Raw genomic sequence first — 13,428 nt, 5'->3', positions numbered from 1 at the left:
ACATAGAGTGTAAGCTTGAAGAGAAAGGGTTTTTGATAACCTTAATCATGGCATGTCCTTTATGTAGCTTATTGACAACGGTGGTTGTTTGTTTCACTAGAGATGGTTTAACTAGTTACTCTTTTTAATTGTTAAGGTTGGTTTACACTTTTACGCATACTTATTGAAGAGGTTGCCTATACTTATCGGCATAATCTTATTCAATAGTACAGTCTTCTACAACAAAAGAAGTTAAATTTTTCTTGTTTACAACAAACTTAAACAAGACGGATACATCTTGCATTTAGTGTACCCATAAATTTTGGTTTGTCAAATAAAGCAATATCTAACACGCTAGGTATTGCTTCTTCATGCTTTATTTTAAATAGTAAAAGTAATCGTTCAACACTAGGTCATTTACTACTATCGGTACAATATAGAAAATATTAACAAGAGAAAGGGAGTTTATTACAAAAAGCTGTGAAATGTTGAGCAACAGTAAAATTAAAAGATAAGAGAAAACCTTGTAATGAATAATTAGTCATGCGATGTATGGACTATTCAATGCGTAATTGATAAGAATTTGCCGTTTTAAGTGCTTGTTAGTATGTTCAATTTATTTAAGGTTATGCATTGAGCAACACCTTTACATTTATAAGAAGAGTTCGTATAATGATAAATATCTTTAATTCGAGATATTTATATGAAGAGGAGTGAAGAGAGAGATGAAACATATCTTTAAACAAGGAATAAATAGTAAAAAGCCAGTTTTGCTAATGCTTCACGGAACGGGTGGAACAGAAGAGGATTTGTTGCCAATTGCAGAAATGATTGACCCTGAAGCGTCTGTGTTATCGGTTAGAGGGAGCGTATTAGAACAAGGGATGCCGAGATTTTTTAAGCGTTTAAGAGAGGGTGTTTTTGATATAGAAGATTTAGCAGTTCGAACAAAAGAGCTGAATAATTTCTTAGACGAAGCAGCTGAAGAATATGCCTTTGATGGGAAGAATATTATAGCAATCGGTTATTCAAACGGTGCTAATATTGCGGGGAGCTTACTGTTTCACTATGAACAGTCATTAAAAGGTGCAGTGCTTTTCCACCCGATGGTACCAAGAAGAGATATTAAAGTACCTAATGCACAAGGTATTCCGATTTTTATTGGTGCAGGAGTAAACGACCCAATTTGTCCAGCGGACGAAACGAAAGAATTAACAACACTTCTTCAAGGTGCAGGAGCTACTGTCGACGTTCACTGGGAGTCTTTTGGTCATCAGCTTACGCGAACAGAAGTAGAAGCGGCAAAAGCATGGTATAGACGCACTCATGAAAGTAAATAAAAAGAAGCTGAGACATAACTATTTCATTTAATGATAAATCCGAACTAGTAAGAGTTAGCTCTTTTATGGTTCGGATTTTTTGTTGATTCGTCTTTAAGAAGAGCTCATTTAGTTATATCCCATCCTTTTTTTTTGAGTTGCACAGTACTATCAAGCTTGTTAGGATGAAAATGTTTAAAAAATGAAACAAAAGACTTAGAAAAACGTTATAATGAAAGAATATTAAAGATGAGGTAATTTGGAATGATTGTAATAAAATGGTTTTTGATTGTTTCATTAGTAATTGGATTTTGTTGGCTTTTGTATGCAGTATTCCCAACCTATTTATACCGGTGGTTTCATCCAAACGTATATATAAATGTAAAGAGAGCTCAATCATTTGCTTTAACATTTGATGATGGGCCTCACAGAGAATATACGGCTCAGATTTTAAATTTGCTAAAAGAACATGAAATGAAAGCAACTTTTTTTGTAGTAGGGTCAATTGCAGAAGAACAACCCGACCTACTTAAACGAATGGTCATGGAAGGGCATGAAATTGGTATCCATCATTATAATCATGTAAGTGCCTGGTTTTTAACACCAGCTCGATTAAAGAAAGAAATTCAAATGTGTAAAGATGTTATTATAGAAGCAGCTGGAGTAGAGCCCATATTTTATCGTCCGCCATGGGGGCACTTGAATTTATTTAGCATTTGGTGTGCAAGACCTTACCGTACAATTATTTGGTCTAATATATTTGGAGATTGGTCGCTTAAGAAAACAAAAAGAGCATTAGAAGCTGAGATGAAGAGTAAATTAAAACGTGGCGCAGTCTATGTGTTGCATGATAATGGAGAAACAAAAGGAGCAGATGAAAAAGCACCAGAGCATACAATTGGTGCTTTGAGAGAATTCATTCCATATGCCAAGCAGCACAAGATGAATAGTAAGACGCTCTCTGAATTACAAAAGGAAGGAACAAGCACGTGGAATTAACAATGGTGTCGCATTATATTAATGCATTTGGTTATATCACAATATTTTTAATTTTATTTTGCGGGATTGTTGGTATTCCAGCTCCTGAAGAGTCATTCTTAATTATTCTTGGAATGTTTATTGCAAAAGGCCAGCTGTTGTTGTATTCATCAACAATCTATGCCTGCCTAGGTGTTATCGTTGGTATGCTGGTAGCTTATGCGCTGGGTAAATATGCAGGGGTCCCATTCTTTAGTAAGTATGGAAAGTATGTTGGACTAACTGAACCAAAATTAAAAGCTGCTCGTGAGAAGTTTCATAAGCATGGAAAGTGGACAATTTTATTTGGCTTATTTGTTCCTGGCCTTCGGCAAATTAGCCCGTACCTTGCAGGAATTAGTCATTATCCTTTTTTATTATATGTTTGTTTTTCCGTAATAGGCGGAATTGTATGGGTACTATCTTTTTTATTACTAGGCTATTTTGTTGGAGATCAAGTTCATATTTCAATTATTGTCGGGGGAGCCATTTTATTTTTTGTTGTTTACGTTATACTACAGCTGCGAAAAAAGCGAAGCACCCGCTTTAAAGGGAGTGATCATTCATGAAAAAGATTTTATTTTTGCCCTTGTTTAAGATGGCATCTGGACATCATCAGGTAGCGGATGCTGTAATGGAAATAATCGTGGCAAATTATAAGCAAATTTCTGTGAAAAAGATTGATTGCCTAAGTTACTGGAGCAAACCTCTTGAACAGTTAATTTCATCTTTATATATGAAATGGATTTCTATGTTTCCAAAGCAGTTTGAGAAATTTTATCACGAACACGTCTATAAAGTGGAGAATCATACATGTGATGATTTTGTTGTTAAGAGCTGGCCGATTATTGAATACAATATGAAGCGGTTAGTTGAGTCTGAGAAGCCAGACGTTATTGTTTGCACCCACAGCTTTCCTTCGCGTGTCATTAGCGGATTGAAAGAAAAAGGAATCATTGATACACCCCTTGTTAATATCTATACCGACTTTTTAGTAAGCGATGTGTGGGGGAAAAATGGTGTAGATATTCATTGTGTACCTGATAAGGAAACAAAAAACTTTTTAGAAAGTATTCACGATGTGCCTGCTCGTAACATTTATGTGACTGGAATTCCAGTTCATGCTGCTTTTACGAATAAACGAATAGACTCAAAATCTGAAAAGATGATTCTAATAGCTGGAGGGAATGCGGGGCTTGGTAATGTAAAACAAATGCTTAGCTCTGTTCCCTACGATAGTATTTATCAATATGTGGTACTATGCGGAAACAACAAAAAGCTATTTCAAGAGCTCGTAAAGTTAAATCATCCAAGCATTACACCCCTTCCGTATATTGCTTGCAGAAAAAGAATGAATTGCTTATATGAACAAGCTAGTGCAGTTGTGACAAAAGCGGGTGGTGTTACCATTAGTGAAGCTTTACGTAAACGCCTACCGATTTTTATTCATTCTTCACTTCCAGGACAAGAACAAATTAATATTCAAACGTTAAAAAGAAAGGGTTTATTGATGCCTCTTAACAAAGCACAGCTGCTTGAAGATCAGTTGGTGGAAGTGCTTGAAAATGATGTGCAGCGCAACCGGCTACTACGAAGAATGGATGAATATATTGAAAGCATTGAGTACTCGGTTTCTGACGTATTGGCGAACCAGTTTCATCTATATGAATACGAAACAACAAAGAGTCGGTTATAAAGCAGAAAAATATTGAAAAAAGAAAATGTTCGTTATACTAAGAAGCGAATGAATTAAAATGAAAAAGGAGTTCTGAAAAATGAACGAAGTTATTGAAACAATTTTAAGTCATCGCTCTGTTAGAAAATACCAGGATAAACCTTTAACGAATGAGCAAATTCATAAGATCGTAGAAAGTGCCCAAGCAGCGTCCACATCAAGCTATATACAGGCATATTCAATTATTGGAGTTAAAAATCAACAAACCAAGAATCGCTTAGCTGAATTAGCGGGTAATCAACCGTATGTTGCTCAAAATGGTCACTTGCTTATTTTTTGTGCAGACCTGCATAGGCATGATGTTATTGCTCAAATAGAAGGTAAAGATTTATCTGAGTCCCTTGAAAGTGCCGAAAAATTCATGGTTGCTTTAATAGACGCAGCTTTAGCAGCTCAAAATGCTTCGGTTGCTGCGGAGTCAATGGGCCTTGGAATTTGTTATATTGGCGGCCTTCGAAATCAACTTCAAGACGTTCAAGAATTATTAAAGCTACCTGGTCGCGTACTGCCTCTATTCGGTTTAACGATTGGATATCCGGCTGCTGATACGGATAAAAAGCCTCGTTTACCTCAAGCTAATGTGTATCATGAAGAAGTATACGAGCAAGATCAAAATAAGTTTATTGAAGAATTAAAAGCCTATGATGAACAAATTTCTTCTTATTATAATGAGCGTACGAATGGAAAAAGAAACGATACGTGGACTGGCCAAATGGCTCATATGCTATCGAACCCAACGCGTATGTATATGAAAGAGTACGTAGAGAAGCAAGGCTTTAATAAAAAATAAATAACCAGTTATATGCAATTGATGAAATGCACCCTAGTTGTTAGAGATTTCTAGCAATTAGGGTGCATTTTTTATGAATAAAAAGGAATAGGAGGGTTTGTTTGTAAAAAACAACAAATAAATAGAAATTGTTGAAGCATATGGACAAATTATCAGAAATATTACAGTTTCATGTTAAAAAAGCGTTATTTTTGTAATGGAAGTTGAATGTTCCTGTAATGGCTGTGCAATCTCTAGGTGATATCATTCAATCATTGAGTAAATAAGGAGGTATTCGTAAATGAAGAAATTTATATTTACTCTAGGAACAACAGCAATCCTTTCAGCAGGATTTGCAGGTGGAGCATCTGCAAGTGGAAACGACACGTATCAAGTCCAAAAAGGTGATACGTTATGGAGCATCGCTCAAAACCACGATGTGAGCGTTGACGAATTAAAAGATGCAAATAACTTAACATCAACGATTATTCATCCAGAACAAAATTTAAATGTATCAATCATAAAAGAAATTACACATAAAGTTGAGCGCGGCGATACATTATGGTCAATCAGCCAAAAGTATGGCGTAACAGTAGAGCAAATTAAAGCTTGGAACGGATTAGGAAATGATCTTATCATTCCAGGTCAGGTCTTTGCTATTGAAACAAGTGGAGGTTCACAAGCTGTAGCACAACCAGCTCCAGCACCAAAAGCTGAACCAGTGCAAGAAGCTGCGCCGGCGCCTAAAGAAGAACCAGCCGAACAACCGGCACCAGAAGCTGAACAAAAACAAGAGCCAGCTCAGGAAGCTGCTGCACCAGCGCCACAACCTGAGCCAGCTAAAGAAGAACAACCTGCTGAACAATCACAACAGAGCGGTAAGCAGTTAACAGTTGAAGCAACTGCTTATACAGCTAGCTGTGAAGGATGTAGCGGTGTAACTGCTACGGGAGTAGATTTGAAAGCAAATCCAAACCAAAAAGTAATTGCTGTAGATCCTAGCGTAATCCCATTAGGTTCAAAAGTATATGTTGAAGGCTATGGAGAAGCAATCGCTGCTGATACTGGCGGAGCGATTAAAGGTAATAAAATCGACGTATTTGTTCCTGCACAAGCTGATGCAGAGCAATGGGGTCGTAAAACAGTTAACATTACAGTATTAGATTAATAGTGTATAAGAAAAAAGAGATGTCTGATTTCAGGCATCTCTTTTTTTTATGATTACACACAGAAAACGAATAATCTACAAAAAAACACCTTTAATGTTAGCGCTTTCTGGAAAAGGTTTCAAAAAACACCTTGATTTTGTCAGAAAATTTATTATAATTAGAAATATCATCAAATGTGAGGAAAAATAACATGATGATGTGAAGGGAGGGTTATACATAAAAAAGCTTCTCATGGCGGTGAGAAGCTTGAATTGGGCATAACAAATTGGGGTATGTATGCCTAATTCTAATTATAACACAAATAATTAGAATGTGATAAGGAGTGGCACAATTGAAACCAATCAGTTGGAAAACAGTTTTATCAGCTATAGCAGTCTCAACGCTTGTTCTTGCAGGTTGCGGGAAAACAACTAGTACAGAAGGGCAAAAAGCGATGATAGATACATCTGGGGACACTGTGAAAGTGGGGGTTTTACATTCACTAAGTGGAACCATGTCTATTAGTGAAGTTTCATTGCGCGATGCAGAATTGATGGCCATTGATGAAATAAATGCATCAGGAGGAGTGCTTGGTAAAAAAATTGAGCCTGTAATTGAAGATGGAGCTTCTGATTGGCCTACGTTTGCTGAAAAGGCAAAAAAACTTTTGCAAAAAGATCAAGTAGCAACAATCTTTGGAGGATGGACGTCAGCGAGTCGTAAAGCGATGCTGCCTGTAGTTGAACAAAATAACGGCTTGTTATGGTACCCAGTCCAATATGAAGGAATGGAGTCATCACCTAACATATTCTATACGGGCGCCACAACTAACCAGCAAATTGTACCTGCTGTCACATGGTTGCTTGAAAATAAAGGAAAAAAAGTTTTTCTAATAGGTTCAGACTATGTGTTTCCACGAACAGCTAACAAAGTCATTAAATCTCAGTTGAAAGCAGAAGGAGGCGCGTTAGCTGGGGAAGAGTATACACCTCTTGGGCACACAGATTATAGCACGCTAATTAGTAAAATTAAAGACGCGAAGCCTGATGTAATATTCAATACATTAAACGGTGACAGTAATGTTGCTTTCTTTAAACAATTAAAAGATGTTGGTATTACTTCTGCTGATATTCCGGTACTATCTGTAAGCGTAGCAGAAGAAGAGATAAGAGGAATTGGTGCCTCTGTATTAGAGGGGCATTATGCATCTTGGAATTACTATCAAACAACAGACACTCCCGAAAATGAAGAATTTGTAGCAAACTATAAAAAGAAATACGGAGATGACCGCGTAACTGGTGACCCAATAGAAGCTGCCTATACAGCAGTATATTTATGGGCCAAAGCGGTGGAGAAAGCAGGAAGCTTTGAGATTGATAAAGTGAAGAAAGCAGCTGATGGAATTGAATTTAATGCGCCGAGTGGAGTAGTGAAAATAGAAGGAGCTAATCAGCATATCTGGAAAACGGCTCGAATCGGTCAAGTGCAAGCTGACGGTCAGTTTAAAGAAGTATGGAAATCTGGTGAATCGATTAAGCCTGATCCATACCTTGAAAGCTATGAATGGGGAGCTTCACTCAGCAATAAAAAATAGTGATTACTAAGCTTTCAAAAGATAAGATGTGCTAAGTATACATCTTATCTTTTGAAGATGGAGAGGAGTCATTTTATTGTCCATTTTTATTACACAGCTCTTTAATGGATTAAGTTTAGGGTCAATCATGCTTCTTATTGCGTTAGGACTTGCGATTACGTTTGGACTAATGAATGTAATTAATATGGCGCATGGCGAATTAATTATGGTGGGTGCCTACACTACTTATGTGGTACAACAAATTGTTTCTTCATATTTACCTCAGCAAATGCTTGCTTATTATTTTATTCTAGCAATTCCTTTAGCATTTTTAATCAGCGCAGTATTAGGAATAATCATTGAAAAGACCGTCATTCGTTTTTTGTATGATCGTCCGTTAGATAGTTTGCTAGCCACGTGGGGAGTGAGTTTAATTTTACAACAAGCGGCTCGTTCTATATTTGGAGCGCCGAATGTAGCAGTTAAGACACCCGATTGGCTAGACGGTGGATTTAGTATTCTTGGGGCAACTCTTCCGTATAAAAGGCTTTTTATTTTAGCATTAGCTGTTTTTAGCATAGTTGGCCTTTCTTATTTCCTTTATAAAACAGCAGTTGGTCGAAAAATGAAAGCCGTTATGCTTAATCGAGAAATGGCTTCTTGCTTAGGGGTTTCAACCAAGAAGGTAGATAGCTATGCCTTTGCGTTAGGTTCAGGTTTTGCGGGCCTTGCAGGTTGCGCACTCACAGTTATTGGACCAATTGGACCTTCAATTGGTACCAACTATATTATTGATGCGTTTATGATTGTAATATTAGGTGGGATTGGCAAGCTGACAGGAACAGTGATTGGTGCCTTAGGAATTGGGATTTTAAGTACAACGATTGAATATACAACGAGCGCCACTATTGCAAAAGTAATTGTGTTTGCACTAATTATTGCATTTTTACAATGGAAGCCGTCTGGCCTTGTAAGTATGCGAACACGCTCATTGGATTAAAGGAGGATTATCCATGAAATTTAATCGCACATATGCTTTATATATCGTTGTACTTATTGGCTTTCTAGTAGCACCACTTTTCCTGCAAGAGTTTCGTTTGGGTTTATTAGCGAAGTTTTTATGCTATGCCATTGTGGCAATAGGAATTTCTTTAATATGGGGCTATACAGGTATTTTAAGCTTAGGGCATGGCGTGTTTTTTGGACTAGGAGCTTATTGCATGGGCATGTATCTAAAGCTAGAAGGTTCGACTACTGGTCTTCCAGATTTTATGGAGTGGAGTGGCGTTACGACTCTTCCTGCTTTTTGGAAGCCGTTTACGAACCCTGTATTTGCAATTGGTGCAGGGATCATAGTACCAATGCTGTTAGCAACAGTTCTTGGTTACTTTACGTTTAAAAATCGCATCCGTGGGGTTTATTTTTCGTTAATTTCTCAAGCAGTTGTTGTCGTTGTAGTCACTTTATTTATTGGAAAACAAGATTTAACAGGAGGAACAAATGGTCTTACCAGCTTTTATACATTTTTGGGGATGCCATTAGCGGATTCTTTTGTTCAACAAATTCTTTACTTTGTCACAGTAGGTGTATTGGCAATTGTTTTTGCACTTTCCATCTGGCTAACTAAAAGTAGAGCTGGGAAAGTATTAATGGCTATACGAGATGGTGAAAACCGCGTTCGTTTTCTAGGTTTTAATCCAACTTCTTATAAAGTGTTTGTATATTCTTTATCAGCTGCTTTTGCTGGTGTAGCAGGTATGTTGTTTGTTCTTCAGGTAGGGATTATTTCACCTGCAATGATGGGCATAACGCCATCTATCGAAATGGTTTTATGGGTAGCGATTGGAGGGCGACATTCTCTTCTTGGTGCTGTGTTTGGTGCTATCTTTACAAATGGTGCGAAAAGTTTATTTAGCGAGACATACCCAGATATTTGGCTAATCCTTTTAGGTTTATTGTTTATTGTAGTCGTGTTGTTCTTACCGAATGGTATGGCTGGACTTGTTCAATCAATACAGAACAAATTTAAAAAGCTTAAATCTAGAAAGGAGAAATCTCATGAGCCAGATACTATGGTGCGATAATGTTATGGTTGATTTTGATGGATTCAAAGCCTTGCAGGGTGTGGACTTAATGATTGAACCGAATGAAGTGAGGTTTTTAATTGGCCCTAACGGGGCTGGGAAGACAACAATTTTAGATGTCATCTGTGGGAAAACAAAAGCAACATCTGGAAGAGTTTTGTTTGAAGAGGTGGTTAACCTTGGAAGCCTTCAAGAACATAAAATTGTTCAAAAGGGAATTGCAAGAAAGTTTCAAAACCCTTCTATCTTCTCACAGTTAAGTGTGTTTGAAAATTTGGAACTATCAATCAGGCAAAAAAGAAATCTCACCTCTGTTTTATTTGCCAGAATGACTGGAGAGACAAAAAATCATATTGAAAAAGTACTTGAGCAAATTGGTTTGCAAGACTTCGTATACAAGCAAGCTGGAGAGTTATCACATGGGCAAAAGCAATGGCTAGAGATTGGAATGCAGCTCATGCAAAACCCAAGCTTGTTACTTCTAGATGAGCCCATTGCTGGAATGACTGGGAAAGAACGAGAAAAAACGGGTGAATTAATGCATGAGATCTCCGCGTCATGTTCTGTACTTGTAGTGGAGCACGATATGGATTTTGTCAGAAAGTATTCTAAGCAAGTTACGGTCATGCATGAAGGGAAAATACTTTGCGAAGGTAATATGACAGATGTTCAAGAAAATGAGCGCGTTCAAGAAGTATACCTTGGGAGGAGGAAGCAAACATGCTAAATGTAGCAAATCTACAAGCGGGGTATGATGAAACCACGATCTTACGTGATGTTTCAATTAAAGTTGAAAAAGGAAAAATTATTGCAGTTCTTGGGCGTAATGGAGTTGGAAAAACAACGTTAATGAAAACACTAATGGGTTTACTGAAGCCGAGTGCAGGAGATGTTGTTTGGAGAAATCACTCCGTAAAAGGTCTTAGACCAGAGCAGCGAGCAAAAAAAGGGATAGGTTATGTTCCTCAAGGAAGGGATATCTTTTCAACATTAACAGTAGAGGAAAATTTATTGTTAGGTCTTGAAGCGCTTCAAAAAAAACCAAAAAAAGACGTTATTCCATCACATGTGTTTGAGCTGTTTCCAGTTCTTCATGAAATGTTACAGAGGAAAGGAGGTGATTTAAGCGGTGGTCAACAGCAGCAGCTTGCGATTGCCCGTGCTTTAGTAGGGAATCCTGAACTTTTGTTGCTGGATGAACCAATGGAAGGAATACAACCCTCTATTGTTCAGCTTATTGAAAGGGTCATTATTAAAATTGCTAGAGAACAAGGTGTTGGCATCGTTTTAGTAGAGCATAACGTAGATTTAGCACTAGCTTGTTCGGATTTTTTTTACATTTTAGATCATGGTCGAATTGTTGCACAAGGAGATTCAAAAAATGTGAACTTAGAAGCTATTCAAAAGCATTTAGTAGTATAGAAAGGGAGGTTTAAATGAAACTCACACAACGAGAGCAAGAAAAACTTATGGTGGTTGTCGCTGCAGACCTCGCGAGGCGTAGGCAAAAGCGGGGGCTAAAACTGAACTATCCAGAAGCAGTTGCCATTATTACATATGAAATAACAGAAGGCGCCAGAGATGGTCGAACTGTTGCCGAATTAATGCAGCTCGGAACACAAATCTTGTCACGAGATGATGTAATGGAAGGTATTCCTGAAATGATTCATGATATTCAAGTAGAAGCAACGTTTCCAGATGGAACAAAGCTTGTGACGGTACATGATCCAATTCGATAGGGGGGAGAAGAAGTGATTCCCGGAGAATACAAGTTACGTAAAGATGAAATTGTTTGTAACAAAGATAAGGGTATAGTCGAGATGTTAGTAACCAACCGAGGTGATCGTCCTATTCAAGTGGGATCTCATTTTCATTTCTATGAAGTTAATTACGGATTAGAGTTTAACCGCAAAGAAGCGTTTGGCTATCACTTGAATATTCCTGCTGGTACGGCCGTTCGCTTTGAACCAGGTGATCCTAAAAATGTACAGCTTGTACTCTTTTCAGGATCACAGCATGTATATGGATTAAATAATAAAACAAATGGACCCACGGGGCAGCTAAAAGAGGAGTAGGTCGAACATGAGCTTTAAAATGTCAAGAAAACAGTATGCAGATATGTTTGGGCCGACGGTTGGAGATGCTGTAAGGCTAGCGGATACCGACCTTTTTATTGAAATTGAACAGGACTTTACAACCTATGGTGATGAAGTGAAGTTTGGGGGAGGAAAAGTCATCCGTGATGGGATGGGACAGCATCCTCTTGCGACAAGAAGTGAAGCAGCAGATCTTGTTTTTACGAATGCCATCATCATGGATTATACGGGGATATACAAAGCAGATATTGGTGTAAAAGATGGCATGATTCAAACCATTGGAAAAGCGGGAAATCCACTATTAATGGATGATGTTGATCTTGTTATTGGGGCTAGTACAGAAATTATTGCTGCGGAAGGAAAAATTGTGACGGCTGGAGGAATTGATGCGCACATTCACTTTATCTGTCCACAACAAATTGAAACCGCCTTATCGTCTGGAGTAACAACAATGATTGGAGGAGGGACAGGTCCTGCAACGGGAACAAACGCGACGACGTGTACACCTGGAGCGTGGTATATCGAGCGGATGCTAGAAGCAGCTGAGGCTTTTTCCATGAATTTAGGCTTTTTAGGTAAAGGGAATGCATCAGCAAAAACGCCTCTTATCGAACAAATTGAGGCTGGAGCGATTGGCCTTAAGCTTCATGAAGATTGGGGTACCACCGCATCAGCAATCGATACAAGCCTGCAAGTTGCGGATGAATATGATGTACAGATTGCGATTCACACAGATACGCTAAATGAAGGTGGGTTTGTCGAAGATACGATGAGAGCAATTGGAAATCGTGTTATTCATACGTATCATACGGAAGGAGCAGGTGGTGGACATGCACCTGACATTATGAAGATGGCAAGCTTTAAGAACATTCTGCCGTCATCAACGAATCCAACTAGACCGTATACGATTAACACTCTAGAAGAACATTTAGATATGCTGATGGTTTGTCATCACCTAGATCCTTCTGTACCAGAAGATATTGCATTTGCAGATTCCCGTATTCGTAAAGAAACGATTGCAGCTGAAGATATTCTGCATGACCTTGGAGTTTTTAGCATGATCTCTTCTGATTCGCAAGCAATGGGCCGTGTTGGTGAAGTGATTACGAGAACGTGGCAAACAGCAGATAAGATGAAAAAGCAAAGAGGAAAACTAAAAGGTGATAACGGTATTGGTGATAATGAACGGATTAAGCGATATATCGCAAAATATACAATTAATCCAGCTATCACCCACGGCATTTCAGAATACGTAGGTTCAGTAGAAGTTGGTAAGCTTGCAGACTTAGTCGTTTGGGATCCAGCGTTTTTTGGTGTAAAGCCAGAGTTGATTATTAAAGGCGGAATGATTGCTCACAGTCAGATGGGTGATCCTAATGCCTCTATACCTACTCCTCAGCCGGTTCTATATCGCCCGATGTTTGCTTCTTTCGGGAAAGCACGCAGCAAAACGTCGATAACATTTATCTCGCAAGCTGCATATAACCGAGGAGTACATCGAACCTTGGGATTGGAGAAACGGATTAAGCCTGTAAAAGGGATTCGTTCACTAAGTAAAACGGACATGAAGCTAAATGGTGAAATGCCTAAAATTGATGTGGATCCACAAACGTACGAAGTGCGAGTGGATGATGAATTAATTACGTGTGAGCCAGCAGAAGTATTGCCTATGGCACAACGATACTTTTTATTTTGAGGTGAAAACAAA

14 protein-coding genes are annotated in these 13,428 nt (G+C 38.2%); all 14 read left to right on the top strand.

Going from position 1 to position 13,428, the window contains the following annotated elements; genetic code table 11:
- Positions 1-704: 704 nt before the first annotated feature.
- The 14 genes from LZP85_RS10620 to ureC all read left to right on the top strand — a co-directional run bounded on the left by LZP85_RS10620 (position 705) and on the right by ureC (position 13,416).
- The gene (locus tag LZP85_RS10620; RefSeq protein WP_119543420.1) at positions 705-1,319 is read left to right on the top strand and encodes an alpha/beta hydrolase; all 615 of its coding nucleotides are present in this window, start codon (positions 705-707) and stop codon (positions 1,317-1,319) included.
- 243 nt (positions 1,320-1,562) lie between these two features.
- The gene (locus LZP85_RS10615) at positions 1,563-2,297 is read left to right on the top strand and encodes a polysaccharide deacetylase family protein (RefSeq protein WP_206782712.1); all 735 of its coding nucleotides are present in this window, start codon (positions 1,563-1,565) and stop codon (positions 2,295-2,297) included.
- Entirely contained in the window at positions 2,288-2,884 is a 597-nt protein-coding gene (locus tag LZP85_RS10610) for a DedA family protein (protein ID WP_119543418.1), read from the top strand. The genes LZP85_RS10615 and LZP85_RS10610 overlap by 10 nt, the downstream gene beginning before the upstream one ends.
- On the top strand, positions 2,881-4,011 hold the full coding sequence (locus tag LZP85_RS10605; RefSeq protein ID WP_119543417.1) for an MGDG synthase family glycosyltransferase: 1,131 nt from the start codon (positions 2,881-2,883) through the stop codon (positions 4,009-4,011). Before LZP85_RS10610 ends, LZP85_RS10605 begins: the two co-directional genes overlap by 4 nt.
- A 79-nt stretch (positions 4,012-4,090) precedes the next feature.
- The gene (gene nfsA / locus LZP85_RS10600) at positions 4,091-4,840 is read left to right on the top strand and encodes an oxygen-insensitive NADPH nitroreductase (protein WP_025910051.1); all 750 of its coding nucleotides are present in this window, start codon (positions 4,091-4,093) and stop codon (positions 4,838-4,840) included.
- A 280-nt stretch (positions 4,841-5,120) separates the two neighbouring features.
- Entirely contained in the window at positions 5,121-5,987 is an 867-nt protein-coding gene (locus tag LZP85_RS10595; protein WP_025910052.1) for a 3D domain-containing protein, read from the top strand.
- 332 nt (positions 5,988-6,319) lie between these two features.
- Positions 6,320-7,561, top strand: coding sequence for an urea ABC transporter substrate-binding protein (gene urtA, locus LZP85_RS10590; RefSeq protein ID WP_025910053.1), 1,242 nt, complete (start codon positions 6,320-6,322; stop codon positions 7,559-7,561).
- A 76-nt stretch (positions 7,562-7,637) separates the two neighbouring features.
- Positions 7,638-8,540, top strand: coding sequence for an urea ABC transporter permease subunit UrtB (gene urtB / locus LZP85_RS10585; RefSeq protein ID WP_100347947.1), 903 nt, complete (start codon positions 7,638-7,640; stop codon positions 8,538-8,540).
- 13 nt (positions 8,541-8,553) lie between these two features.
- Positions 8,554-9,624, top strand: a complete 1,071-nt coding sequence (gene urtC / locus LZP85_RS10580) for an urea ABC transporter permease subunit UrtC (RefSeq protein WP_206782710.1) — start codon at positions 8,554-8,556, stop codon at positions 9,622-9,624.
- Entirely contained in the window at positions 9,599-10,351 is a 753-nt protein-coding gene (gene urtD, locus LZP85_RS10575) for an urea ABC transporter ATP-binding protein UrtD (protein WP_119543415.1), read from the top strand. The genes urtC and urtD overlap by 26 nt, the downstream gene beginning before the upstream one ends.
- Positions 10,345-11,046: an urea ABC transporter ATP-binding subunit UrtE gene (gene urtE / locus LZP85_RS10570; protein ID WP_025910058.1), complete on the top strand. Its 702-nt coding sequence runs from the start codon at positions 10,345-10,347 to the stop codon at positions 11,044-11,046. The genes urtD and urtE overlap by 7 nt, the downstream gene beginning before the upstream one ends.
- Before the next feature lie 14 nt (positions 11,047-11,060).
- The gene (locus LZP85_RS10565; RefSeq protein WP_076512394.1) at positions 11,061-11,363 is read left to right on the top strand and encodes an urease subunit gamma; all 303 of its coding nucleotides are present in this window, start codon (positions 11,061-11,063) and stop codon (positions 11,361-11,363) included.
- Positions 11,364-11,375: 12 nt separating this feature from the next.
- Positions 11,376-11,699 carry an urease subunit beta gene (locus LZP85_RS10560; protein WP_078989606.1) on the top strand — a complete coding sequence of 108 codons (324 nt, stop codon included), beginning with the start codon at positions 11,376-11,378 and terminating at the stop codon, positions 11,697-11,699.
- Between the two features lie 7 nt (positions 11,700-11,706).
- Positions 11,707-13,416, top strand: coding sequence for an urease subunit alpha (ureC, locus tag LZP85_RS10555; RefSeq protein WP_025910061.1), 1,710 nt, complete (start codon positions 11,707-11,709; stop codon positions 13,414-13,416).
- Positions 13,417-13,428 lie beyond the last annotated feature (12 nt).

Source organism: Priestia flexa, from assembly GCF_021441905.1.
Lineage (GTDB): Bacteria > Bacillota > Bacilli > Bacillales > Bacillaceae_H > Priestia > Priestia flexa.
This window is presented reverse-complemented; position numbering and strand designations above follow the sequence as displayed.